20 protein-coding genes are annotated in these 25,557 nt (G+C 65.6%); 4 read left to right on the forward strand and 16 right to left on the reverse strand.

What is annotated here, in order from left to right; translation table 11 throughout:
- Positions 1-730: 730 nt before the first annotated feature.
- The 7 genes from AC0QSG_RS03985 to coaD all read right to left on the reverse strand — a co-directional run bounded on the left by AC0QSG_RS03985 (position 731) and on the right by coaD (position 5,893).
- Entirely contained in the window at positions 731-1,831 is a 1,101-nt protein-coding gene (locus AC0QSG_RS03985; RefSeq protein WP_475376725.1) for an LCP family protein, read from the reverse strand.
- Between the two features lie 66 nt (positions 1,832-1,897).
- Positions 1,898-2,851, reverse strand: coding sequence for a bifunctional DNA-formamidopyrimidine glycosylase/DNA-(apurinic or apyrimidinic site) lyase (gene mutM, locus AC0QSG_RS03990; RefSeq protein WP_475376726.1), 954 nt, complete (start codon positions 2,849-2,851; stop codon positions 1,898-1,900).
- Positions 2,852-2,856: 5 nt separating this feature from the next.
- Positions 2,857-3,555 (reverse strand): ribonuclease III, encoded by a 699-nt coding sequence (gene rnc, locus AC0QSG_RS03995; RefSeq protein ID WP_475376727.1) that lies wholly within the window; start codon positions 3,553-3,555, stop codon positions 2,857-2,859.
- Positions 3,556-3,564: 9 nt separating this feature from the next.
- Positions 3,565-3,768 (reverse strand): 50S ribosomal protein L32, encoded by a 204-nt coding sequence (gene rpmF / locus AC0QSG_RS04000; protein WP_435726782.1) that lies wholly within the window; start codon positions 3,766-3,768, stop codon positions 3,565-3,567.
- A gap of 2 nt (positions 3,769-3,770) precedes the next feature.
- A complete protein-coding gene (locus AC0QSG_RS04005) occupies positions 3,771-4,331 on the reverse strand; it encodes a YceD family protein (RefSeq protein WP_475376728.1) in 561 nt (186 codons plus the stop codon).
- 140 nt (positions 4,332-4,471) lie between these two features.
- Positions 4,472-5,368 (reverse strand): UTP--glucose-1-phosphate uridylyltransferase GalU, encoded by an 897-nt coding sequence (gene galU, locus AC0QSG_RS04010; RefSeq protein WP_475376729.1) that lies wholly within the window; start codon positions 5,366-5,368, stop codon positions 4,472-4,474.
- Positions 5,369-5,422: 54 nt separating this feature from the next.
- Positions 5,423-5,893: a pantetheine-phosphate adenylyltransferase gene (gene coaD / locus AC0QSG_RS04015; protein WP_475376730.1), complete on the reverse strand. Its 471-nt coding sequence runs from the start codon at positions 5,891-5,893 to the stop codon at positions 5,423-5,425.
- Between the two features lie 133 nt (positions 5,894-6,026).
- On the opposite strand from coaD, the gene AC0QSG_RS04020 reads away from it, so the two are divergent.
- Entirely contained in the window at positions 6,027-7,247 is a 1,221-nt protein-coding gene (locus tag AC0QSG_RS04020; RefSeq protein WP_475376731.1) for an aminotransferase class I/II-fold pyridoxal phosphate-dependent enzyme, read from the forward strand.
- On the forward strand, positions 7,247-8,041 hold the full coding sequence (locus tag AC0QSG_RS04025) for a spermidine synthase (RefSeq protein WP_475376732.1): 795 nt from the start codon (positions 7,247-7,249) through the stop codon (positions 8,039-8,041). Before AC0QSG_RS04020 ends, AC0QSG_RS04025 begins: the two co-directional genes overlap by 1 nt.
- On the opposite strand, the gene rsmD is transcribed toward AC0QSG_RS04025, so the two are convergent.
- From rsmD to AC0QSG_RS04040, 3 genes are read right to left on the reverse strand one after another with little or no spacing between them, the layout of a single operon-like run.
- Positions 7,997-8,578 (reverse strand): 16S rRNA (guanine(966)-N(2))-methyltransferase RsmD, encoded by a 582-nt coding sequence (gene rsmD / locus AC0QSG_RS04030; RefSeq protein ID WP_475376733.1) that lies wholly within the window; start codon positions 8,576-8,578, stop codon positions 7,997-7,999. The genes AC0QSG_RS04025 and rsmD overlap by 45 nt on opposite strands.
- Positions 8,579-8,609: 31 nt before the next feature.
- Positions 8,610-10,823: an ATP-dependent DNA helicase RecG gene (locus AC0QSG_RS04035; RefSeq protein ID WP_475376734.1), complete on the reverse strand. Its 2,214-nt coding sequence runs from the start codon at positions 10,821-10,823 to the stop codon at positions 8,610-8,612.
- Positions 10,816-11,796, reverse strand: coding sequence for a DAK2 domain-containing protein (locus AC0QSG_RS04040; protein WP_475376735.1), 981 nt, complete (start codon positions 11,794-11,796; stop codon positions 10,816-10,818). Before AC0QSG_RS04040 ends, AC0QSG_RS04035 begins: the two co-directional genes overlap by 8 nt.
- Positions 11,797-12,232: 436 nt before the next feature.
- Here AC0QSG_RS04040 and AC0QSG_RS04045 point away from each other — a divergent pair, with 436 nt between their 5' ends.
- Positions 12,233-14,947 (forward strand): heparinase II/III domain-containing protein, encoded by a 2,715-nt coding sequence (locus AC0QSG_RS04045; RefSeq protein WP_475376736.1) that lies wholly within the window; start codon positions 12,233-12,235, stop codon positions 14,945-14,947.
- Between the two features lie 137 nt (positions 14,948-15,084).
- On the opposite strand, the gene AC0QSG_RS04050 is transcribed toward AC0QSG_RS04045, so the two are convergent.
- The 6 genes from AC0QSG_RS04050 to AC0QSG_RS04075 all read right to left on the reverse strand — a co-directional run bounded on the left by AC0QSG_RS04050 (position 15,085) and on the right by AC0QSG_RS04075 (position 24,964).
- Positions 15,085-19,545, reverse strand: coding sequence for a glycosyltransferase (locus tag AC0QSG_RS04050; RefSeq protein ID WP_475376737.1), 4,461 nt, complete (start codon positions 19,543-19,545; stop codon positions 15,085-15,087).
- Between the two features lie 52 nt (positions 19,546-19,597).
- Entirely contained in the window at positions 19,598-20,404 is an 807-nt protein-coding gene (locus tag AC0QSG_RS04055; RefSeq protein WP_475376738.1) for an ATP-binding cassette domain-containing protein, read from the reverse strand.
- The gene (locus tag AC0QSG_RS04060; protein ID WP_475376739.1) at positions 20,391-21,281 is read right to left on the reverse strand and encodes an ABC transporter permease; all 891 of its coding nucleotides are present in this window, start codon (positions 21,279-21,281) and stop codon (positions 20,391-20,393) included. The genes AC0QSG_RS04055 and AC0QSG_RS04060 overlap by 14 nt, the downstream gene beginning before the upstream one ends.
- On the reverse strand, positions 21,278-23,077 hold the full coding sequence (locus tag AC0QSG_RS04065; protein WP_475376740.1) for a glycosyltransferase family 4 protein: 1,800 nt from the start codon (positions 23,075-23,077) through the stop codon (positions 21,278-21,280). Before AC0QSG_RS04065 ends, AC0QSG_RS04060 begins: the two co-directional genes overlap by 4 nt.
- A complete protein-coding gene (locus AC0QSG_RS04070; RefSeq protein ID WP_475376741.1) occupies positions 23,074-23,628 on the reverse strand; it encodes a hypothetical protein in 555 nt (184 codons plus the stop codon). The genes AC0QSG_RS04065 and AC0QSG_RS04070 overlap by 4 nt, the downstream gene beginning before the upstream one ends.
- Positions 23,629-23,911: 283 nt before the next feature.
- The gene (locus AC0QSG_RS04075; RefSeq protein ID WP_475376742.1) at positions 23,912-24,964 is read right to left on the reverse strand and encodes an LCP family protein; all 1,053 of its coding nucleotides are present in this window, start codon (positions 24,962-24,964) and stop codon (positions 23,912-23,914) included.
- Positions 24,965-25,068: 104 nt separating this feature from the next.
- On the opposite strand from AC0QSG_RS04075, the gene AC0QSG_RS04080 reads away from it, so the two are divergent.
- The gene (locus tag AC0QSG_RS04080) at positions 25,069-25,557 is read left to right on the forward strand and encodes a DUF3515 domain-containing protein (RefSeq protein ID WP_475376743.1); all 489 of its coding nucleotides are present in this window, start codon (positions 25,069-25,071) and stop codon (positions 25,555-25,557) included.

A 25,557-nucleotide genomic window follows, 5' to 3' on the forward strand; every position in this document is an offset into this window, starting at 1 on the left:
CTATCCCCGGCCAGCTTGGCGGCATCAATGAGTAGTTCGAGACCTTGGCTCTCTCCGTGGTTCCCGAGGTAGAGGACTCGCAGTGGCGTCTGAAACTCCCGGCACGCGGCCGGATCCGGCAACTGCCAAAGGGGAATGCCATTCGGAATTGTCTCCACGTGTTGCGATCCCCGTGATCGCAGGACAGCAGCGAAGCCATCGGTCACCGTCACAACAAGCTCGGCACGGCGTTGGACTCCCACCACAACCCGTTCCATAAGTCCCGGGCTAGATGCCCGTACCAATTGCGCGTCACGGGCAAGATCGGGCCATGCGTCCCTCATGTCAACGACCAACGGTCGACGGTGGCATCGAGCGACTAGCCATCCAGCGGCGATTGTGGGCAAAGCTGGAACGGTGGCAATGACAACATCGGGCCGAGGCCCGGTTAGCGCGACGGGAACCATCAAAATGGCCCCGATCAAATTGCTGGCGAGCTTGCTGTATCTTCCTTCACTGTGTCGAAGCAGGGGGACGCGTCTGACGGTCTCTCCATGTCGTCCGGTCTCTCGCGAGAATGCCTTCCCAAACCGAGTGAGTGGCGCGCTGCCCGGCGTCCGGTCGGGGTGTGCGATTGGCGCCACAACGCCGACATGCCATCCTCGATTGCGGAAAACCGCCACAAAATTCGTCCATCTCCGCTGAGGAGCTGTTGACTCCGGGTCATAAGAATGCGTAATCAGCAGAACCTTCAATCCGTGCCCCTGACCGGCTCAGCATCGTCAACGATGGAACCGCCGTACGCCGTCGAACCATGTTCATTTGACCCCAAAAACCCGCGCAGATCATCCTGCGCCAACGCAGAGCGCAAGGCCGCAAGGGCTTCGTTGTCGCGAGTGATGATCGCGGCCCCTCCGGGCCCGGTTGCGGGTGGCCCCGTGGGAATGGTGAACATCTCTACATCGTCGCCACGCACCCCGCGGAGTTGTAGCGCGAGTCCCCCCATCGTTCCGGCGTCCAGGGTCTCGTCGACGCTGAGGTACCCGGAGAAGTCTGCGATGACGCGTTGCATGGCACCGGGGTTTCCGAGCGTTTCCGCCGTGAGGAATCGGTCCATGACGGCTTTAACGAACCGCTGCTGGTTTTCCACCCGCTGGAAGTCGCCGTCGGCAAACGCCTTGCGCTCGCGCACGTAGCGGAGCGCGGCAGTCCCCTCGAGCTTCACAGGCCCCACGTTGAAACACGTTGGGGACTTCTGACCGGCACAAAATGCGATGGGATTGTCCACCGTGACACCGCCCAGCGCGGCCGTGAGGGCCCCGAAGCCGTCGAAGTCGATGGAGACGACATTGTCGATCTTCGTATCCAGGAGATTTTCGACGGTACCAACCACAAGGGGGTACCCCCCGAGACCGAGTGCGGCGTTGATTTTCCGCTCGCCATGACCCGGGATTTCGACCCAGAGGTCTCGGACGATCGACATGACGTAGATGTTCCGCCGATCCTCCGGAATATGCACCAGCATCATGGTGTCCGAACGCTCCCCGGCTTCGCCCTTGTTCTCCGCGGTGTTGAATCCGTCGCCGCGGGAGTCGGATCCGAGGAGCAGGATGTTCCGCGAACCGTCGTCCACGGCCTTGGCGGGCCGCGATTGGTCGTCAGGGAAAACCCCGGCGATGATGTTGGAACGGTCGTTGAACAGGGAAGCGAGGTTCGCGACGTACCCGCCGGCAACCATCGCCGCAATCAGGACGACGCCGAGAGCGGCAAGGAGCGCCGTCCGAGTCCGCTTGCGACGCCGCGCAGCCATATGCCTCGCGACATAGCGCGTCGCGATCTCGGGCCGTGGCACAGTCGAACTCCTAGCGATAACTTCCAGATAACCGTTCAATGGTACGCGGGCAGGCTGTGAAATCGCTTAGCCCGCGGCTGTCGCGGCGGGGCGCGCCGTACGCGGACGGGGCATGCGCTGGCACACGGGGCACCCGAAGGATGAACGGCCCATGAAGGGTTCGCGGCGGATCAAGGTGTCGCGCCCCGCCTCGAGGCACCGTGGGCACACGAGTCCCTCCCGGCCGTAGGCATTAAGCGACCTGTCGAAGTATCCCGATGCTCCGTTGACGTTCACGTAAAGCGAGTCGAAGCTGGTGCCTCCGACGCGCAGGGCACTGGTCATCACGGTGCGCAACGCTTCAAGGAGGCGCGCGGAGTCGGTGGGTCGCATGCCCGTGGTGGACCGCCCGTAGTGCAGGCGCGACGCCCACAGGGCCTCGTCCGCGTAGATGTTCCCGACGCCGGAAACAAGTCCCTGGTCCAAAATTGCCCGTTTGATCTGGGTCCGGCGTCGGCGCAGCCTCGCGTGGAATTCTCCGGGTCCGTAGGCGGGATCCAAGACGTCCCGCGCAATGTGTAGCGCGGAGGCCGGGATAAGCGGAGTGGGATCGCCGTGCCCTCCCGGCCCGCCGTCCGGGGTGGGGCGCAGTTCGGACAGATGGAGTCCGCCGAAGATCCGCTGGTCGACGAAACGTAGCTCGCCGGGCATTCCGGGGACGGCGGAGAGCTCTACGCGGACCTTCAGGTGCTTCTCGCGTGAGGCCTCCGGATCCCCGACCAGAAGCTGACCGCTCATGCCGAGGTGCGCGACGAGGGCCGTGGGCGTCGAGGGTCCCTCGAGCGGCATCCACAGGAACTTTCCACGGCGCACGGCGTGTGTGACGGTTGTCCCGGACAGGCTCGCGGCGAAATGCTCCGGGCCGGCGGCATGGCGCCGGACGGAGCGCGGATCGTGGACGTGCACCGCCCCGACCTTGCGTCCGGCGACCCAGGATTCGAGGCCGCGGCGCACCACTTCAGCCTCGGGCAGTTCAGGCACGGTTCCTACCTAGAGGCCGCGGTGTCGGAGGCGGTCAGCATCTTCCATGACACGCTGGCGGCCTCCTGCTCGGCTTCTTTCTTCGAGGGTCCTTCGCCGGATCCGTAGGGTGTCCCGCCGATCGTCAGCGTCGCGTCGAAGCGGCGCGCGTGGTCCGGGCCAGATCCGCGGATGACATAGTCGATGGCGCCTAACTTCCGGGCCGCGGCGATCTCCTGAATGGCGGTCTTCCAGTCTGTTCCGGCACCCAATACGTGGACTTCCGCCAGCAGCGGTTCGACCAGGCGCAGCACCAGCAGACGGGCGGCTTCCACGCCATGGCTCAGGTACGCTGCCCCGATGACTGCTTCCATCGTGTCCGCGAGGATGGAGGACTTGTCGGCCCCGCGGGTCAGGATTTCCCCCTGGCCCAGGAGGATGAACTCGCCAAGCCCCAGGGCGCGGGCAATGCCCGCGAGCGCACGCGTGCTGACGACGGCGGAACGCCGCTTGGCAAGGTCGCCTTCCGGCAGGTCCGGGTACGTCCGGTAGAGGTGGTCCGTCACCGAAAAGCCCAGCACGGAATCCCCGAGGAATTCGAGTCGCTCGTTGGTGGGGATACCGCCCTGCTCGTAGGCGTACGAGCGGTGCGTCAGGGCAAGACGAAGCGTCCCGGGGTCGATATCGACCCCGAGACGCTTCAGAAGTTCTTCTTGTGCAGGCATCAGACGTGGTTAGGCGTCTGCTACCTTGCGACCCTTGTACTCAAGGAACAGCGCGGTGCCGGCGGAGTCGGTGACAAGCTTGGCCTGGTGCGGCAGGCTATAGCTGACGCGGCCGTTCTCCACGGTCTTCACCAGGTTGGGCACTTCTGCCTTCCACTGGGACCGGCGTGCGCGGGTATTCGAGCGGGACATCTTCCGCTTGGGAACAGCCACGGCTAACTCTCTTCTCTCTCGACTGAATCTGAACGTGTCGCCGCATCGTTCGCGGCGGTGCCGGCCAGCCCGGAAAGGGCTGCCCAGCGAGGATCTAACACCTCGTGCTGGTGGTCCGGATCCTCATTGAGGCTGATCCCGCATTCGGAACAGAGGCCCTTGCAGTCCTCCCGGCACACCGGCTGGAACGGCAGTGCGGTCACCACTGCGTCCCGCAGCACAGATTCGAGGTCGACGTGGTCGTCCACAACCTGGTACTGCTCGGCTTCTTCCTCGTCGGGCATTTCCATGCCCTCGTAGTAGAAAAGCTCTTGAATATCGGCTTCGAGGTCGTACGCGATGGGCCCCAGGCACCGGCCGCATTCGCCGGTGACTCCGACGTAAGCGACTCCCGATACCAGGATCCCTTCGTGCACGGCCTCGAACCGCAGGTCCAGATCGACTGGCGATCCTTCCCGAACCCCGATCAACGCGACTCCCAGCTCGGCCGGTGCCGCGACCCGCTCTTCGAGGGTTGTCATGCTCCCCGCGCTGCGCCCGAGGTCCCTGACCTGAAAGACCACGGGCGATCTGCGATCGATGCCGTGTGACGACGTGCGATCTGAACGCTTTTCGCTAATGAGAACTCCCGTAGAACAATAGACCGACATTACATCCTAGCCCGAAGACCACCGCAGCCAAAACCGTACCCCGCACCGGCGTGTCAGAGCGCGGCAGCAAAGTCCTTTAGCCACGGTTTGAGATCCGGACCCAAATCGTCGCGGTCGCACGCAAGGCTGATGACCGCTTTGATGTAACTGAGCTTGTCGCCCGTGTCGTAGCGGCGTCCGCGGAACACGACGGCGTGCACGCCGCCGCCGTCCGCGGTGGACCCGGCGAGCTCCTGCAGCGCGTCGGTCAGCTGAATTTCGCCGCCGCGGCCGGGCGCCGTGCGCTCCAGCACATCGAAGACGGAGGGATGGAGGACATACCGCCCAATGATGGCCAAGTTGGACGGCGCCTCTTCCGGTGACGGCTTCTCCACCAGCCCGTTGACGCGGACATGGTCCTCGCCGGGAACCTCCGAAACGTCGGCGCAGCCGTACGCGCTGATCTTCTCCGGCTCCACCTCCATGAGTGCGATGACCGATCCACCCGACTTCTCCTGAACGTCCAGCATGGTGGAGAGCAACTCGTCCCGCTCATCGATCAGGTCGTCACCGAGGAGGACCGCAAAAGGCTCGTTGCCGACGTGGTGCCGCGCACAGAGGACGGCATGGCCGAGGCCTTTGGCGTCGCCCTGCCGAATGTAGTGGATGTCGCCGAGTGCCGTGGCTTCCTGGATGCGTCGGAGCTTTTCCGTGTCGCCCTTCTCCTCGAGGGTGGCCTCGAGACTGGGCACGCGGTCGAAGTGGTCCTCCAGTGCGCGCTTGCTGCGGCCGGTCACCATGAGCACGTCGCTCAGACCGGCCTTGGCCGCCTCCGCCACAACGTACTGGATCGCCGGCGCGTCGACGACCGGCAGCATCTCCTTCGGCATCGCCTTGGTGGCGGGGAGGAATCGGGTGCCCAGGCCGGCGGCCGGGATGACGGCTTTGGTGACGCGCTTCGCTTGGTTCATGTTTTGAGCCTACTGGACACCCGCGACGATTTTGGAACCCGCGACCGCTCCTTATTAGCCGGCGCGGAATCGGTTCAGAACCGACCGCGGGAGATACTCGTCGACGTCCCCACCCAGGGCGTGGACCTCCTTGAGAAGGCTCGACGACAGGTGCGTGTACCGGCTGTCCGCGGTCAGGAACACGGTTTCCACGCCGACCAAATGGCGGTTCATGGCCGCCATCGGGACCTCGTACTGGTAATCCGTCATCGACCTGAGGCCCTTGACGATGGCGTCCGCCCCCGTGTCCCGGCAGAAGTCCGCCAGCAGGCCCGCGCCCATGGGCTCGACGCTGATGCCACGCAAGCCCGTGACGGTCTCCCGCACCATGGCCAACCGCTCCTCCTCCGCGAACCTGTACTTCTTGGAGTAGTTCGTCGACACCGCCACGATGACTTCGTCGAACAGGTTGCTGGCGCGGGCGATGATCTCGATGTGGCCCTTGTGGATGGGATCGTAGGATCCTGGGCATACGGCGCGTCTCATGGAGCGAAATCTACCGCAACACCCGCAGCCGAGCTCGGTCGGTGACGCATGCACCGAACCGCTGTGCTCCGCGCCCAATTCCATGCCACCGAAGGCGCGCATGGTCCGACCTATCGGTGGTAGAACTTGGAAGATGCCACACGAACAGCACGCCGATCCCGAGACGCCCTGGCGCCGCACGGCCTGGCGCACGGGCCTCCTCGGACCCGACGGCCGCCCGGGCGTCACCATCTTCGAGGAAATCACCCAACTCGCTACGCGCCACGAGGCCATCAACCTGGGTCAGGGGTTCCCGGACCAGGACGGCCCGGGAGCGCTCAAGCGCATCGCGGCCTCCGGCGTCGAGGGAGGGCTGAACCAGTACGCGCTCGGCCAGGGCAGCCCGGACCTGCGAGAAGCCATCTCCGAGCACCAGGAACGCTTCTACGGCATGAGCTACTCCCCCGACACCGAGGTGCTGGTGACGACCGGCGCCACCGAGGCGATTGCGGCTACAGTTCTCGCCTTGGTCGGGCCCGGCGACGAGGTGGTGACCTTCGACCCGTCCTACGATTCGTACGCGGCCACCATCGCGCTCAGCGGCGCGGACCACGTGGCCGTGCCCCTGCGGCTTCCCTCCTACGAACCGTCCGACGACGACCTCGCCGCCGCCTTCACGCCGCGCACCCGGCTGGTGATCCTCAACAACCCGCACAACCCTACCGGCAGGACCTTCGCCGCCGGGACACTACAAAAGGTGGTGGACCTCGCCATCCGCAGCGGGGCAACCATCCTCGCTGATGAGGTCTACGAACACCTCACCTACGGCACGACCCACGTGCCCGTGGCTTCCCTCCCGGGGGCCCGTGGCATTACGCTCACCACCTCTTCGGCGGGCAAGACGTTTTCCCTGACGGGATGGAAGGTCGGCTGGCTCACCGGCCCCGCGGAGCTGATCGCCGCGGCGCGCACCGTCAAACAATTCCTCAGCTACAGCTCCGGGCCTGCCTACCAACCTGCGGTCGCGCACGGCCTGAGGCTATCCGACGCCTTCTACGCCGATCTGACGGCCGACTATCTGGCCCGTCGAGACCTCCTGTGCGAGGGGCTGCAGGCGGCAGGAATGGAACCAATCGTGCCCGAGGGCACCTACTTCGTCACCGCCGACGTCAGGCCATTAGGTTTCGAGAACGGCACTGAACTGGCGTGGCGGCTGCCGGAACTCGTGGGCGTGGCCGCCATCCCGATCAGCGTCTTCTGCCTGCCGCACAACCGGGAGTCCTTTTCCGGCCATCTCCGGTTCGCCTTCTGCAAGCAGCGCACGGTGCTGGAGGAGGGGGTACGCCGACTCGCGCGCCTGCGCCAAGGCCTGTGATGCCACCGGTCGCACACACCGCGCGGCGCCTCTCCCGGACCGGTGTGCACGCGTCGATCGATCCGTGCGCCACGGTTCCCGACGCGGCGGTCCTGCGCATCGGCGGAGCCGAGCAATCGCACGTGGACCGCGGCGATCCGCAGAGGATTCTCTACGAATACCTGCGGCGCATTGCGTTTGCCCTGGACCTTTTCCGGCCTTACGGAGCGCCGATCTCCATCGTGCACCTCGGCGCGGGGGCGCTCACCCTGCCGCGCTACGTGGAGGCTACCCGTCCGGGCTCCCAACAAACCGCGGTGGACTGGGAACCCGAGCTCTTCGCCTTCGTGCTTGAGGCCCTGCCGTTGGCGCCGGGCACACGCGTGGAAACCCGCATCGGGGATGCACGCGAACAGGTGATGGAGATGTTCGTAGCCGAAGGCCGGCCCGCCGTGGATGCCGTGGTCATCGACATCTTCACCGGCAGCGACTCCCCGGCCCATCTCGCGAACCGCGGTTTCTACGCGGAACTCGCCGCCGTCCTGAAGCCCGACGGCATACTGGTCGTGAACATTGGCGACGAGCCGGGATTGCGATTCGCCGCGGCACAAATCTCAGCCCTCGAAGCGATCTTTCCCACGGTGGCGGTCGCCGGCGAAACCAACATGTTCACCGGACGCTTCCCTGGAAACCTGGTGGCCTTGGCGTCGGCCGAGCCCTTCCCGCGCGCTTTCCTGACCGAGTTGCGGGCCCTCGGCCCCCATCCGGGACTAGTGCTCGACGGCGTCGACCTCGACCGGTTCGGCAAACCATAGGCGGGTCTCCCCGTAGGTCTTGTCGGCAACCGTGGCCATTCCCCGTGGCCATTCCGGCTCCGGGGAACGGCTCGAGCGTTCGACGACGACGACCGCGTCAGCGGCCAAGAGCGGCAGCAACGCACGCAGGTGGTCGCGAAGCTCGGATTCGGGCATTGCGTACGGCGGGTCGACGAACACCAGGTCCCACTCTCCTTGGGCCTGCGCGAGGAAGCCGGCCGCGCTGCCGCGGACGGCTTTGGCCACGCCGCGTCCGACGGCCCGGTTCACCGCGTTGGCGTTGGCGCGGCAGATGTCGAGGGCTTTCTGCGCCTGGTCCACAAGGCGCACTTCGGCCGCACCCCTGCTGGCTGATTCCAAGCCCAACGCGCCGGATCCCGCGAAGAGGTCCAGCACCTGCGCATCGGCCAGCGCCCCGCGGGATTCCAGCCGCGAGAAGAGCGCCTCCTTGACGCGGTCCGTCGTCGGCCGCGTCTTGTCCCCCTGAAGCGTCCTGAGCGTCATTCCGCCGGCCGCTCCGGCAATGATTCTGGTCATGCTGTCCCTTCGTGTCGTTCCGGCGTAGCGGCTATCCGCGTTCCAGGAACGCCTCGGTGTTGTCGTCGAGCCGGCCCAGCACCGCGGCGCGGAGGCCGTCGTGTTTCCGGAGGTCCGGGTCCACACCCACGATGTCCGAGGCGTCCCTCCTCGCCTCCTCGATCAACTTGGCGTCCTCGATGACGCGCAAAATCCGCAAAGTCGATCTCACGCCGCTTTGTTGTCCCCCCAGAACATCGCCCTCTCGACGCTGCATAAGGTCCAGCCGCGCCAGCTCGTGCCCGTCGGTGGTTCCAGCCACGGCACGCAACCGCTCCAGGCTGGGATGGTCGGCGGCGAGATCCGTCACCAGCAGACACGTGGATGCGAGGTCGCTCCGTCCCACGCGCCCACGCAACTGGTGGAGTTGCGACATGCCGAAACGATCGGCGGAGAGGATCACCATCAACGTGGCATTCGGCACGTCCACACCCACTTCGATGACCGTGGTGGCGAGCAAGACACCCAGTTTCCCCGACGCGAAGGAGTTCATGGTTTCGGTTCGCGTGGCCTGATCGATCCGCCCATGCATGATGCCGATGCCGATGCCTTCCAACACCGGTTCCGCCGCTAGCCGTGTCTCCAGCGATTCGATCGACGACAAATGCGAGTAGGCCTCGGAGGCGGAAGCTTCCGCCCCGGCCGCCTCGCGGTCGTCGATTCGCGGACACACCACAAACACCTGCCGCCCGGCGTCGACCTCTTCACGCACGCGTTCCCAGATCCTGAGTTCCCATAGGGGATGCTCGCTGAGCGAAACCATGTGCGTGGCGATCCTTGCCCGTCCGGCCGGCGCCTCGGTGAGCTCCGAGACCTCAAGGTCACCGAATACGGTCATTGCGACCGTCCGAGGAATAGGGGTGGCCGTCATGACCAGCAGGTGTGGGATGGACTCGGTCCCCCGTGTGCGGAGCGCGTCGCGCTGCTCGACGCCGAAACGGTGCTGTTCGTCGACCACCACCAGCCCCAGATCACAGAAGCCGACGTTCTCGGACAGCAACGCGTGCGTGCCGACGACGATTCCCGCTTCGCCGGAGGCGACGTCCAACAGAGCACGACGCCGGCGGGCGGCGGTCATGTTTCCGGTGACCAGGACCACACGGGTCGCCGACTCGTCGGCGCCGAGTTCACCGGCATTGCCCAACGCACCGAGGAGGGATCGGATCGACGCCTCGTGTTGCTGCGCCAACACCTCGGTGGGCGCGAGGAGCGCGGCCTGTCCCCCGGCGTCCACCACCTGGAGCATCGCGCGAAGGGCCACCAGCGTCTTGCCGGTACCCACGTCGCCCTGCAGCAGCCGATGCATCGGCCGGGCACGCGCCAGGTCCCCGGCAACCTCCAGGCCGACCACCCGCTGCCCGGCCGTGAGCTCGAACGGCAAGGCAGCGTCGAATGCCGACAACAGCCCACCCTCCCGGGCGGCGCGCGAGACCGCGGGGGCGGCGTCGTTCTCCGCACGACGGCGGGCCATGACGGTCTGCAGAACCAGCGCCTCCTCGTATTTGAAGCGCTTCCGGGCCAAATACGCCTCCTCGAGGCTTCCCGGAGTATGGATTTTTTCCAAGGCGTCGCGGATGTCGGGCAGTCCGTGACGCGTCCGCAGGTCGTGGGGAACGACGTCGTCCAGGCGTTCGAAGGCAAGGGACGACAGGAGCGTCGCCATGCCGTTGCGGATCCGCCAGCTCGGCAGGGCCACGGCCCCCGGATAGATGGGAATGGGCCGACGCGCCAACTCGCCGGCGTCGTCGTCGTCCGCCAGCAGCTCGTAGTCCGGGTGCGCGAGGTTGAGTTCGTTCCTGTAGCTCCCGACCTTGCCGGCGAAGAGGGCGCGGTAACCAATGCGGAGTTCCCGCTGCACGTGCCGAGCGTTGAAGAAGGTCGCGCGCATCAGGTGCCCCTGATCGGCGTCATCTGTGAATTCGACCTCTGTCAATATGCCGCGACGCGACTGCATCTTGCGGGTGGAAACGCTGGTCACCTTGCCCACGAGGGTGACGTGTTCACCGAGTGGAAGCAGGCGGAAATCGAGGGGGTCCCCGCGCCGGACGTAGCGGCGGGGGAAGTGGAAGAGGAGGCCACCGGCGGTCTTGATGCCGAGCGACTTCTCGACCTTCTTGGCGCCGGCGCCGCCGAAGAAACTGTCCAAGTCCCGCTCGAGGAAATCCGTGGTGCCCCTTTCGAGGGCACGGCCGGCTGGCTCAGGCATGACCCGTGTCCCCGTCGCCGTCCGTGTGGTCCCCCAGCGCCGTGACCACAACGTTGTTGGCTGTGCCGAAGCGCCCCAGAGCCTCCAGAACCGGCGTCGAATCCGGCGCGTGGACGTGCACGCGCCACCGGTAGCCCGCGTCCGTCGCGCCCACGGTGCTCATGATCACCGAGTCCCCGAGGCCGTCGAGTTCCACCCGGAGCGACGCCGCGCCAAGCGGGTCGAGCTCAATGGAGCACATCACCTCGAAGCCGGTATCCTGCGGCAGGTGCTGGTGGATGGCCTCGTCCTGGATCGCGTAGCCGTCCAGGTGTTCCAGAAGGGACTCGTCAACCTCCGATCCCGTCACGGAGGCGGCGAGGCAGTCCATGACAAGGAGGAACCCGACTGCCCCGGCATCGACAACGCCGGCGTCGGCCAGGACCTGCAGTTCCGCCTCCGAACCCGCAACGGCGTCCTTCACGGCGGTGACGACCCAGCCAAGCGACTCGGCGACCGCCCGGTTCGAACCGTCGTCGCCCTCGGACCGGAGGTAGCTTTCGGCGGCCTCGGAGGCGGCGCGCATGGACGTGAGCATGGTTCCCTCGACCGGATCCGAGAGTGCCGAGTAGCTTCGTAGCCGGCCGCGTTCCAGCGCGCGCTCGAGGAGCGTCGCCGTGAGCCGCTCGTGGCCGGCCAAGGGCTCGGCGAATCCGGTGAAGAAGACGGCAATCAGCGTGCCCGAGTTACCCCGGGCGTTATCCAACATCGTCCGTCCCGCCGCTCCGAGTACCGCACCCAAGTCACCGCCGTCGGCTGCTTCGGAACTGTCCAGGCTCGCGAGCGTCTGGTAGAGGTTGGTGCCCGTATCGCCGTCGGGCACCGGGAAGACGTTGATGGCGTTGAGCCGGTCGCTGTGGTTGGCGACGGTACTGCGCGAAAGCGCGAACCACGCACGCATGGCGGAAATGCCCGTGGCGATCTTCAACTGCACGCGTGTTTTCCCTTCTGCCCGCGGGCCGCGGCACGACGTTCTGTCCTACCGCCAGCCAAGGCTATCCCAATCGTATTGGGTGGGACACTGCCCGGACTTGTAGACTCGTTTGTCACGGCGTTGCGATCGAATTGGTGGAGGGTACAGATGGAAGTCAGGCGGATTCCCGGCGCCAGGCACCAGCGAACCGTCAAGACAGTCTGGACAGTCTGGAGGTATGAAACGCGACCCACGCCGCTCCAGCCTCGCCATACCGACAGCGGGTCCGCGCCCACGCTTCCCCTCCTGAAAACCAGGCGGATCCCCGTGGAGCGTCAGCGAGTGGTGGCGAGACTGATTATTGCCGGTGCGGTGGCGATGCTGCCTGTGCTCGCCGTGCTACTTATCCTCAACAACGCCTAGCCGCGTATTTCCCGCCCCCGAACCGAAGAAGGCCATGAACCACGTACTCGACCTCGAGATCCTGGAGTCAGTAGTACGCAAGCGGCTGCCAAGCGGTGCTACCGAAGCAGCAGCCAAACGCGCCTCCAGGTTCGTGGAAGAGGGCATCATCGCCAGCGCGACGTACGGCGATCTGCCATTCGACGACGGCGGGGTGTGGGAATCCACGAACGACAGGTCGCGCTCGCGATACGTCCACGGGTTCATTTTCCTGTCCGACTGGTCGGCGTATCTGCGCCAGGCTGCCGACCCGGAGGGTCCCACTCGAGCCGCCTTCGAACTGATCCGTACCTGGGACGAGCGCCACCCGCACGTACCCGGAACCCATTCCATGGCTTACCACGACGAAACGACCGCACAACGCGTCATCAACGTCTGTGCCCTGCTGGACTTCTTCGAGCTTCATCTCGCCGAACCTGACGTGACGTGGATTCATGGCTTTCTGGACTCCACGGCCGCGCTTCTGGAACGCGAGGATTTCCACGCCACGGGCAACAACCACGGCATGTTCCAGGATCTTGCGCTCGTTTCATACGTGGGGCTGGCGCGTTGGCGGAGCGACGCCGACCGGGCCGCGCTGTTTGAATTCGCGGAACAGCGGCTGAAGGACTACTTCACTTCGTGTTTCACTTCGGAGGGCGTGCATGTGGAGAACACGCCGACCTACCACGTTATGGTTTCCCGCTTCGTCCGCGACCACCGGGACCTGCTGCAAGAAATCGGTCACGCCGATGCCGAGCATTACGTCGCCCTGTTGCGGAACGTGGCCCGCTACGCGACGCACGCGGTCATGCCCGGGGGCGTCTATCCGCCAATCAGCGACACTCAGCAGGTCTCGCTCAAGTCGGCGCAGGCGGTCTTTCGGGACCCTGGATTTGACTTTGCCGCCTCCGCGGGGAAGTCGGGCCGGCCGCCGGCGGCCCGGGTACTGGTGCTACCGGATTCCGGATACGCAATCTACCGTTCGTCATGGCAGGACCCGCAAGCCACCTACGCGCTCTTCCAAGCCGCCTACAACGCGGACTACCACAAGCATTCGGACGACAATTCGTTCATCCTTCGCAGTGGCGGAATCGACCTGCTCAGCGAAGCCGGTCCCTACGGCTACAACTACAGCGATCCATTGACCAAGTACGGCTATTCGCAGTACGCCCACAACTCGTTGATCGTCAATGGCGTCAGTCTTCCCCGCACGGATTCGAAGGCCAGCGAAGTGTCCCTCACCGCCCATGACGTGCGCGCCGATGGATTCGACGTGACCGGGCGCAACGCCCGCCTGGCCGGCACCGTCCACGAGAGGCAGGTCTCCATCGAGGAGATCAATGGTCAGCCACGGATCGATCTGGTCGACACGGTCCGAAGCGACATCCACAACGACTATGAACTGCTGTGGAACCTCGGCCCTGAAGTGACGCCCGTTCTCCACGGGCACGGCTTCGAGCTCTACCACCAGGGGAAAAAAGTCTTTGACGCGCATTTCACAGCGGACGCGCCACTTCGGCTGTCGTTGCACCGCGGAGAAACCAAGCCGCATCTGGGATGGCGGTTCCCGAAATTCGGCGAGGTTGAGCCGGCTCACGTCGTCCGGCTTGCCTTCTCCGGATCAGGCTGCCGCATCGAAACCCGCCTGCGCCTGAACGACTTCACCTACGCCGACCGTGGTTTGGCTGTCGAGAATTCCCCTTGGCGCCGGTTCGCCGGGGAGGTGGGACTGAACTACCTGCATGTGGCCCCCGCTAATCCGGACCATGACGGACGGCTGGTCGTGGTCTTCACCGCGATCCATGCGCTCGGCGACTTCACGTACAACTACAAGGCCACCGTGGACCAAGCGGGATTGGGAGCGCTCTACATCCTCGACGACTTCGGGGATCAAGGCGCCTACTACCTTCAGGACCACGGGGACCGTGCGCTCTTCCGCTCGGTCCAGGAGCTCGTCGCGGTCAAGCTGGCGGAGTTGGGCTTGGAACCGCAGGACGTTGTCATGGCCGGATCCTCCAAAGGCGGGGCGGCTGCGCTCATCCACGGCATGGCCGCCGGCGTCGGAAGCGTCTTCGTCGGCGCCCCGCAGACGCGCATAGGGTCCTTCGTGTCCACACCGCACCCCAACATCCTGCGGCTGATGACCGGTGGAACCGGCGCCGATGACGTCGCGGCCCTGGACCGCGTCCTCGCCGAGGCCGCCGTCAGGGCTGACCCGTCGACGGAGATCACCCTGTTGGTTGGCGACAAGGACCACCACTACGCCAACCACGTGCTTCCCTTCATTGAAGACCTGCGCGAGCACGGCCACACGCCCTCGCTCATCACGTTGCCGGGTCTCACGCACGCCGACATCGGCGGCGTTTATCGCCGGGCCCTGCTCGACTACCTGCAGGCGCTACCCGTCCGTGCGGCCCGGAATGCACGTGCCCCCAAGGCCACCGCGGCCGCGTCGGTTTCCGAGACAGGGTTGTCCCAACTGTCCACCGTCGCCTCGGCCACGGGCGGAACGGTCGTCGCCACGGTGGTTTCGACGGCTGCCGGCCAATACTCGTTCCGATTGTTCAAGGACAACAAGCGTGTCGGCACGCTCCCGTATTCCGGCGCGCGGTCGGCCTCGTGGCCTGCACTGCCCGCAGGCCGCTACCGTGTGAGGGTCTACCACCGACCAACGGCGGACTCGACGCCCTCAGCCGAGACCACGAACTGGGTGACCGTCTCCCCCTGATGGGCCCCAGCAAGAACACGGGTGGCTTTCGGCGACGATAGATGTCCGCCCCTCCCGTTTCGACGAGGGCAGATGTCGGATCTCCGCCGAATATGGACATCTACCTTCGTCGAAACGCGGAAGGGGCGGGAGCGGTGCTATTCGCCGAGGATGACGGACGTCAGGCTCGGAAGCACGGTTTCCGAGTCGAAGCTCGAGCGCACGAAGTCGCGAGCCGCCGTGCGCCGCTCGCCCAGCGCCTCGTCGTCGTGCACTATGCCCAGGTAGTCGGCCACCAACTCGTCGGTGGTCTCGAAGAGCCAGGATCCGGGGTAGATCATCTCACTGCCCGGCCAGCTCAGGCTCAGGGGTACGGCTCCGGCCGCGGCGCCGTCGGGCAGTGTCAAGTGGAACGATTCGAAGTCGCTTACGGAAAGCACCGCCCCCATCTTGGCGTACCACTGCGGCATGTCGTCGCCGTGTGCGTGGAACTCCACTGCTCCACGCAGCAGCGGATCGTTCTCTATCCGCGCATACTGCTCGTCGAAAAACTGCACTTCGTCCGCGCGGGCCGTGAGCCACGGGTATTCGGCTGGCTGCCTGCCCTTGATGTGGAGGCGGAATCGCTCGTCCTCAACGCGCAACCCGGCCAGTACGTCCAGCGCCAGGTCCATGCGCTTCGTGCTGGGGACCACGCCAACCAACCCGATGTTGAAGCGGAAGTCCGCCGTCCGTGGCATGTTCAGCCTCTCGAGCTGGACCGGATTCGGGATGACGGAAGTTTGTTCGGACTTAATGCGGAAGCGAGCCAAGGCCGCCTGGCGGATGAACTCCCCCACGAAAACGAACGCATCCACCCGGTCCAGCCTGCTGGTTTCCAGGTAGGGCGTGAAGAGCTCCTGCGAGTGGAACCGGCTGACCAGCCGTTGACCGGGAAGCTTGTTCTCCGCGTACCAACGGACGTTGCCCAAGGCCCACTCGCAAAAAACGACGTCGGCACGGGCCAGGAGTTCGCGGCTCGCCGCTTCGTCGTGGTCGGTGTGGTTCTCCCACTTATCCAGCAGGACCTCGTGTCCGGCCTCGTGCAAGTGATGGATCAAAGAGCCGGCGAACTTCAGGTCGTGACCTGCGATGACCACGGTCTTGCGTGCCGCGGGTCCGTCGCTCGCTGCCACGGCAGCGTCCGTGGACGACTCCTCCGCACGTTGGCGCGGCTTCACGTTTGGACGCCTCATGCCCAACACACTGCTGGATTCGGTTCCTGGGACCACTAGGAGCGACCCGTAGCCCGCCGCCGGCCGTGTTTCGAGCAACGCATGTCCCGGTTCCTGCAGATCGTGGTCCTGGCGCTGCACCGATTGGCCCGGGACGATCAGCGAGGAACGCACCAGATCCTCGATCATTGTCCTATCGGCACCCCGCTCCAAGCGGATGAGGGGACGCGTCGGCGACCGGTAGGATTCTCCGTCCTCCGCTTGCCGGACGGCGATTCCCTGGGCGGAGAGTGCGCGGGCAGCAACGGGATCGCCTGATCCGCGGACAATTACCCCCGCGGGGCGATGCGTTTGCCGCAGGATGTCGTCGGCCTGCCCCGGACCAAGCCAATCAACCGTGGCGTCCACGGCCGGCAGCCCAGGAACATCAACCTCGAGGCCCGCGGTCCGGAACATGAACGCCAACCGGTGGACGGCGAGGTGGGCGCGGTAGATTGCACGGTGCGCGCGCCAGCCGTCCGCGTTGCGTTGGCCCTCGTCGCTCAGCCACATTCCCGCGAGCAGGGATGCCTGCAATCCGCTGGAAACCGTGGGGATCGAGTCCCCCACCGTCGAGGGGATGCCCGGTCCGTCCCAGGTCAATTGAGGCGTACCGCAGGCGGCCAGCTCCATGACCCGGCGCGAGAACATCGTCGGCGATCCGTTGACGGAGTTCACGTTGATGTGGACGGGGTGAGAACGGTAGGCCTCGGTCATCTCCACATAGGACAATCCCCCGTGGACGTGCCTGCGCAATCTGTTGGGGAACTGGTACGGGCTTCCGGGATGGTTCAGTTGGCGGTCGTAGATAGTGACGTTGTCCGCCCCGGCGCCATCCAGCAGCTCCGTCAATTGCCGCGAGCGTTCGGGATAGCGGTCACCGTAGTAGGAGCCCCCGTAGGCCACAGTGTGGCTATAGGGCCGTGCCGGTGTGGTGGGCCTGTGGAGCGTGGGTTGCGCGAAGAACGGCAGGGACGCCACGGTTTTCAGGTGGTCTCCGCGCTCACGCCAGTAGCGCGGTATGCACTGCGCATCCGTCGTGAAGACGTGGTCGAACAGCGCGGCCGTTTTGATGAACCGCTCGATATGGATTGGGTCTTCCTTGTTCCAGAAAATCGTGGGGATGCCGAGTTTCCGGCATTCTGCGACAAGCTGGCGCAGGTCCCGCGCCTCGTCCTCCCCATAGTGGCCGACCTTCCGGGTCCACCCGCCGCCGTTGCCTTCCCACGCGGATTCGACCAACAACGCGTCGAGCCCCTCGATATCCGCTTCCCAGGTCGATGGGTTGACGGCTACGGTGCGGCATTCGGGTGCGACCGCCCGCGTCGTGAAGCCGTCCGCGATCAATCCCACGCGCAGGTCGGCGAGGTTCCTGCCGGGTGCAACATTCGCGGCGCGCGCCGCCTCGTGTTCGATGGCCACCTTCTGCGCCAGCTGTTCCCACGTCCTCTCTCTGGCAACCCACTGGCGGCCGCGGCGCACCACGTCGCCGCGCAGACGGCGGTCGACCAGCACCCGTTCAAGGGCGCCCCGGAGCGAATCCCGGTCCCCTGCCTTGAAGAGCAGGCCCCGCGATTGGTCCTCGCCCACGATGTCCCGAAGGGGTGCCACGTCCGACGCCACCACCGCCACGCCGGCCGCGAGCGCCTCCAGCGGCTTGAGCGGTGACACGAGCTCAGTCACGGCATTGCTTAAGCGCGCGATGGGTGCCGCCGTGAAGACGGAAAGGTATTTGGGGATCTCATGGTTTGGGACTCGCCCCGTGAAGTTCACCGCCTCCGCGACACCCAGCTCATCCACCTTGGCCTTCAGCTGTGGAAGCGCCGGCCCGTCGCCCACGATCACCAGCCGCGCATCAAGTTTGTTTTCCCGAAGATCAGCGAACGCCTCGATGAGCAAGTCAACGCCCTCGTAGGCGACCAGGCTTCCCGCATATCCGATCACCGGTTGGCCGGCCACGATACCCAGCCGACGCATGATCTGCTTGTCCGGGTTGCCCGGGATGTACCGGGCGGTGTCCGCCGCATTGGGCAAAAGCGCAATACGGTCTCGGGGAACGCCTCGACGCACCAACTCGTCCGCTACCTGACTGGTGATCGCGAGGACTCGGTCCGCCTCGCGGGCAACGATGGTCTCCAATTGCGCCACCAGGTTGAACCGGTCAGATCCCGCCCACTCTTCCTTGGCGGCCACCTCCGTGACTTCCCACAGCCCGCGGACCTCGTAGACGAACGGAACGCCCAGTCGGCGCGCGGCCATCAAAGCGGGCAAAGCGGTGACATGGTTGGAAGCTGCGTGGATCAGTCCAGCGCGGGACCGGATGGCTTCGCGGGCGTACACGTCCGCCGCGCTGTTGAAATACTCGTCGAGTGGCTGCTCCCGGAGAGACGGCCCCGGGTTGAAAACGTGCCGCGCACCGTCGATCTCCATCTCGGTGCGCCTGTTCTTCAACGTGGAGATGGTCTTAGCATCCCAAGGATAGCCGGGGCGGGCCACCACCGTAATGTCCCCGTGGGTCAGGCCGGCGAGTGCGTTGGCCAGCCCCGACGTCCGTGTGGAGTACCCATTGCTATTGAACCGCCCCGTGCTGTGGGCGCAATAAAGCACCCGGTTCGCCTCGGGGAAATAGACGGGGACCCGCTGGCGCGGGCCAAGGAACGGCGGCGAATCCATGACGTTCAACCAGCCCGCGACTAACCTGGAGAAGGACGGCTCCCCCGGCGAATCGTCCATCGAATCTGAGAGCCGGGCTAGTCCCCGCGCCACGGAACGAACCTCGCCCCGCTGAAAGAACGCCTGTTTCAGGTCCGCCAATGTGAGCGCCCGTGGTTGGTCCAGGACATTGTCCGGGGACGACGCGGCAAGTACGTCGGTGGCCGTTTCCTGCCGCGCACGAACCTCGTGATCGGGCGGCGTTGCCTCGCCCACGGCAACCGTTGATGGCTGCTCCGTCGAAGAAGCACCAAATACGCGCCGCGTCAGCGCGCGGGACACGCGCAGGGGCCTCCTCAGTGCCTTGCCTGCGGCGTACTCCGACGAGTCCCGCATTTCCTCGTAGGCGGACTTGAATTTCTCGACGCGCGCGGTTTGGTTTTCGTACAGTTCCTGGAGCCGGTCCCGGCGGGCCGTGACGCGCTCGATTTCTGCCGAAAGTTGGCGGCATTCGTGCTCCAGCTCCCGGACGCGTTCCCGCAAGGACGGCTCGACACCCATATCATCTCCGCCGGTGCCCGACGCCCTGACAACGGATTGCGAGAAATAGTACGCCCCGGTCGATTCCGGATCCCGTCGCGCCGCCTCGATGGCAGCGCGCATCAGTCGCGGTTCGGTCGGTCGCTCGTCGTCGTCGTCGTGGTGGTGGATCATGTTCCCTATTGCTCCGTCTCTCGGGGACGCCACACAAAGCGCCATCCACGGTTCATGCCTTGCGGCGACCAGTCGCGTTCGGCAGCACCCGTAGCGGGCGGAAATTGGCCGCAGCACGGCGCCTCAATTGCGCGGCGCGGCTGCGGTCACCGCCTTGTTCGGCGTCGACCACGGCTTGGAAGTCCCTTGCCACCACACGGGAGGGCCCGTCCGCCAGCAGTTGCCCGTCGTGTAGCCACATGGTGCGGCTACAGGTGCGAATCAAACTCTTGGGATCTTCGGAGGTTACCAGGAGGGAGCCGCCCCGTTCGAGGTGGCTCTCCACGAGCTCGCGGCCCCGCGGACCCGTGCGGGCCAGCCTGAATTTCGGATCGTCGATGATGAGCAGATCCGGCTCCAAGGACAACAGGCATGCCAAACGAGTTACGTCCACCGTTGACGACTCGGCCTCTTCCACGGTGGCCTGCAGGTGCCCCTCGGCGCCGCAGTACGCGGCGATCTCCCGCACTGCGGTGCGTAGCGCCGAACCGCGCAGCCCCGTCACGCGCAGAATACGAAGCATGTTCTCCTCCACGGTGCTCTTCGGCAACAGCGCGGAAGACTTGGAGATGACGGCAGGTTGGCTCCTGACCCACACGACGCCGGACTGCACCCGCGATTCACCGGTGGCCGCGCGGATGAGCGCGGTCTTACCCGATCCCTTCGCCCCGGCCAGCCCCACGGCCTCCCCTCGCTCCACGACACAGGTGACCTGCCCGAGGGCCCACTCGCGTTCGGTCGGCGTCGGGGACATGGCTTTCATCGTGACTCGATCCAGCACCAGAGAGGGCTCGACCGCGGCGGCATCAATCGTCGTCAAAACCGTAGGTCCCCTCGTTGCGCCACAGGATCCATGTTCCCACCAACAGCCCGCCAATGGCCCAGAGTCCCATAACAAGCCACCCGAAGGCACTCGGCATGGTGTTGTAGAGCAGGACGTTCCTGCTGATGTCCAACACGTGGTGCATGGGATTCGCCGCGACAAGCGGTCCCGCCCAAGGCAGGGCCGTCAGGATCCGGTCGACGCTGAAGAACACCCCGGAGCCAAAAAACCAGCCACGCTGCACCAGGGCCAGAACGTGTTTCAGGTCAGACAGCCGGGACACAAGGTGGGCGGCGATCATGGACAACCCCAGAACAAACAGGGCCTGGACCAGCACCACCGGAATCAGCAACAACGCCATCGGCGAAAACGATTCGACAGGAGGGAAGGCGACGACCAGCAGCACCATCACCAGGTAGGACGGCAGACTGGCCATCCACACGCGGATGTTGACCATGGTGACCTTCACCACGGACGAGTAGCGCTGCCCCGCCCCCGCCGAGCGGTTCGCGTAGATGGCATCGGCGGCTTGGCCGATCAGTTTGTTGGCGACCGTGAACATGAAAATCCCGATGGTCAGGAATCCGATGAAGTTCTCGATGCCCTTACTGGCGTCCAGGACAATGCCGAAGATGACGTAGTACATCAGTCCGTTGATCACCGGCGTGAGGATCAGCCACACGTTCCCCAGCTTGTCTCGCCCGGCGCCGTCCCTGACCCGGGCGTGGGCCTCGGACACCATGAATCCGCGGGCCTCCCACAGCCCCACCAGATAGTCGGTGTAGGAACCCCGCGTTCCCTGGGGCGTCATTCCGGTCAGGTCCACCCGCAGGACGCGCGCGTTCTCGGCCCCTTCCTCGGTCGTCTGGCTCAAGACGCCACCGCCCCGTCAGCGCCGGTGTCAGTTGCCGCGCCGCCGTCAGCGTCGGTCCCCCCGCGGCCGCGCTCTGCCAACAGGTTGTACTGCGCGATGCACGCCATGGCGTTGCGCTTCCAGGTGCGTGTCGAAAGGACCACCCCGCGCCCCGACGCTCCCAGACGTTGGCGCATCTCCGGATCGTCGATGAGCTCGATGAGGATTTGTGCCAGTGCCGCGGGATCCTCGGCGGGATGGACCCGCCCCGTGTGGCCGTCCTGGACCATCTCCAAGAGAGCCGGCAGCTCGGAGGCCACCACCGGTTTAGCGCAGGCCATGGCCTCCACGGGCTTCAGCGGCGTGACGGACCGGGTCACCGCGAAGTCCTTGCGCGGCACGCAGAAGATATCCAGTGCGCGGTGGTATCGGATTGCCTCCGAACGCGGCACGCGGCCCGTGAACACCTCTCGCTGTAGCAATCCGAGCGACGCCGCCAGCGACCGCAGTTCCGGCAGCGCCTCGCCGTCGCCCACAATCAATAGTCGCGCCTGCGGCCGTGCCACCTTCACCGTGGCGAACGCGCGGATCAGGTCATCGATCCCTTCGTAGGCAACCAAACTGCTGACGGTCCCGATGTAGACCTTGTCCTGATCAAGTCGCAGGTCCTCCCTGACCTCCGATGCAAGCGGTGGCTCGGCGAGGTAGGACTCGCCCACGCTGTTGGGCGCAATCATGATCCGGCGTTCATCGACTCCCTGCTCCAGGATCTTTGCCTTCATGGCGGCACCGAGCGTGATGACCAGGTTGGCATCGCGAGTGACTTCGGCCTCGCGGCGGACGAACGACATGTAGCGGGCGGAGTGAACGGCGGAGGCGGGACGCTTGGACACCCACGTATCGGCGAGCTGCCCGCGGACCTCGTAGACCCATGGTATGCCGAGCGACGAGGCGACGGCGCGGGCCACCAGACCATTGACGAAGTGAGTGGTGGTGTGCATGATGGCGGGCCGAAGTTCGCGGGCCAGTGCCAGTAGCTCTTCGGACTCCACCTGCAGGCGATCGGCCAAGTGGGCGAAGATTAGCGGTGAGCTCATCCGGTGGTAGGTGATCCCATCGATCACCTCTATCCGCGCGGCGTTGCGGATGCCGAGCGTGGACGGATATCCGAGGCGCGTCGCCACGTGCACCTCCCAGCCCAAGGCAGCCTGAGCCCGTAGGAGCGAGTGCGTGCGCTGTGCATAACCGCTGGCAGTGTGGGGAAGCGAGTTGTTCACGAGGTGGAGTACGACGTCGTTGCGCGGCACGAAGGCGGCCGTTGCCGCCAGCGAGGGCGTCCACGTGCCATACACTTCGGTTTCGCCCACGAAGCGCTCCCGCATGCGCGCGGATCGAGGGTCCCCTTCGGGCAGCAGTTCTATGGCGGACGCCATCCCACCGTGGTACCACTCAAGCTTCGCCTCCGACGCGCTGCGCCCTGCGATCCCGACTGGGACCCGGTCGAGGAACGTGCGGGCCTCCACCGGAAGGCCCCCGGCAATGCAGACGTCTGCCAACCGCTTGGCCTCCGCGGCGCCTGGGCCTCTGTCCAGGGCACGACCGATCCGACAAGCCAACATGTCAGGCGTCCCGTCCAGCAAGGCCAAGACCGCCGCGAGCGGGCGGTGTGGGGCCACTCCCGCCAGACGGCTCGCCGCGTGGACGGCCAACTGTGCGCTGCGCAATGGATACCGCCGCAGCAACCGCACGGCCAACTGGACCGGGTCCTCCTGCCAGTGGCGTTTGAGAGTGTGCCGTAGGGCAAGGATTCGCTTCATCGCCTGCCCTCGCGGTCCTGACGCACCGACGTGGCAGACGGGGCGCGACGACGCCCGAACAGCAGTCGGTAATAGAAAAACGCTGCGATCAGCACCAAAAGGCCGACGATCCCCTGAACGACGACGGCGCCCTGCGCCTGCTGGTCCGCGGCGCTCACGCCCGCGAAGCTTTCGCCCTGCCTATCCACCGTGGGCGGCGCTGTCGTCGCCGGGGCGGAACTCAGAGCCGCCGCTGTGCGTGAACTCGCCGGGGAGGAATCCGCCGCATTCGTCGCGTCGGACGACGCCTCGGATGCCATGGCGGAAGCCGACGCCCGAACGACCACGCCGCGGCGGTAACCGTAGACGAAGCCGGTGTCCACCAGCGAACCGCGGATCAACATCTGCCCCGTGCCGGGAACTATGAGGTAGCCGGTACGTGGATGCACCGGATAGCCGGTTGCACCGTCCACGGCGAACCCAGTGGCCGGGTCGGTAGCGGGCTGTTTACCCGCCGCCGCGCCCTGCTGGCGGACCGGTTCGCCGACCGTGGACGCGGGTTCGTCCGTCATTGACGCAGGCGGAGCCGGTTCTGGGTCTTGTGGCTCGCCGGTCGACTCTTTCGACGGCGAGGGCTCGGCCGGGGGCGGTTCCGCGGGCACTGGGTTAGCGGGCTCGACCGGTTGCGGCTCCGCGGTCGCCGTCGGGCTCGGCGACGGAGGCTCGTCCCCGGGCAGGGGCAGGACTATCACTCGGGAGGGAAGAGCGTGCGTGGCGGACGGTGCGTACATCGCCCCCACAGGGACGAATGCTGCTATGGCCAGTGCCGCGGATACGCGTCTCCATCCCATGCCCCTAGTTTTCCAGCCTGTTGTCGGTCACGAACCGGATCAGCTGATCCTCGTCGAGGGCATCGGCGATCCGGGATGCGGCGGCGGGGTCGTGGACAACGATCGACTGTCCGTCATTCGATCGCCCGGTTCCGAGGTTGGGAAGCGTGAACGTGTGGACGTTCGATGTCCTCACGTCCCTCAGGCCCACGGCGAGCCGCCCCACGGTCAGTCCGTTCATGCCGTCGCTAAGCGAGACGTACGGCGCGAAGGCGTTCACGATTGCCGATACCTTGCCGGGATCCGTCAGGGTTTGCGCCGTCAGGAACTTGGACATGACCCCCTTGAGGAACAACTGCTGGTTCGCCACACGGGTGTAGTCGCCGTCGGAGAACTGCTGGCGTTCGCGCACGAACTTCAACGCGGTGTCGCCTTCCAGGGTGATCTTCCCTTGCGCGAATGATTCGCCGTCGACGCCGGAGGACCTGAAGGCCCGAGGGTTGTTGACCTCCACCCCGCCCAATGCCGTGGTCAGTTCGCGGAAGCCCTGGAAATCAACAATGGCCACATGGTCGACAGGCGTCTCCACGATGCCCTCAAGTGTCTGAACCAACAGCGGCATGCCGCCGAGAGCGAGTGCCGCGTTGATCTTGTGTTCGCCGTGTCCCGGAATTTCGACCCAGGTATCGCGCATGACCGACATGACGTTGATGCTTTTGCGGTCGCCGGGGATGTTTACCAGCATCATCGTGTCGGCGCGTCCCCCATTCGGGACGTCGGGCAGGTTCTCGGTATCGCCACTGCCCCCGTCCTCGTCGCTTCCGATCACCAGGAAGTTCACCGCGTCGGCAGCGGCGGCGGCCCGTTGCGGGCGGGTGTCGTCCGCGGGGAAGGCCGATTCTATGGAAGGCGTCTTCGACTCGAAACTGCCGACAAGGCTTGCCAGATACCCGAAAGCGACCACGGCCGCGAGAACTACAACGACGCCCAGGGTGACCATCGTGATGAGGACCGGCCGTCTTCTTTTGGCGCGCGGGGCGTCCCCGGCAACGCCAAATCGGTCATTCGTCACGGTCACTTATCCCCCTGAGTCAGTCACAATGCTCATACGAGTATCTCATTGCCTTCCAAGGATTGATAAACAAGGCCACTCATGCTCCGCCCCTTCACTAGAATGAACTGGTGAACCGCCATCCCTCCCACGCCCGAAAAGCCATGACCTCCTTGGGCCTCGCCGTCTCGGTCTTCGGCCTTTCGTCGTGCTCACCTGCCGTAGATGTCGAGGCGGCGGACGCCGCTTCCCACCCGGTCTGTGCGGAGATGATGGTTGCCCTGCCCGACGAGCTGGCCGGCGCCGGACTTCGCGCCACCAACAGCCAGGCGACCGCCGCATGGGGCGAGCCGGCCCAGATCATCCTCAGATGCGGGGTGACGCCCCCCAGCCCGACAACGGACCCCTGCATCAGTGTCAACGGCATCGACTGGCTGGCCCGTGAAGGCGAGCCGGCATGGACGATGACCACCTATGGCAGGGAACCCGCCACCGAGATCCTCTTCGATCCGGACGTGGTGGCCTCCAGCACGGTGCTGGCGGAAATCTCCGCGGCCGCCGGCCGCATCCCGGCCGACGGCGCGTGCACCACGCTCGACCAGAGCGTCGACCTTCCTTGA

This window comes from Arthrobacter sp. LT660 (assembly GCF_056172845.1).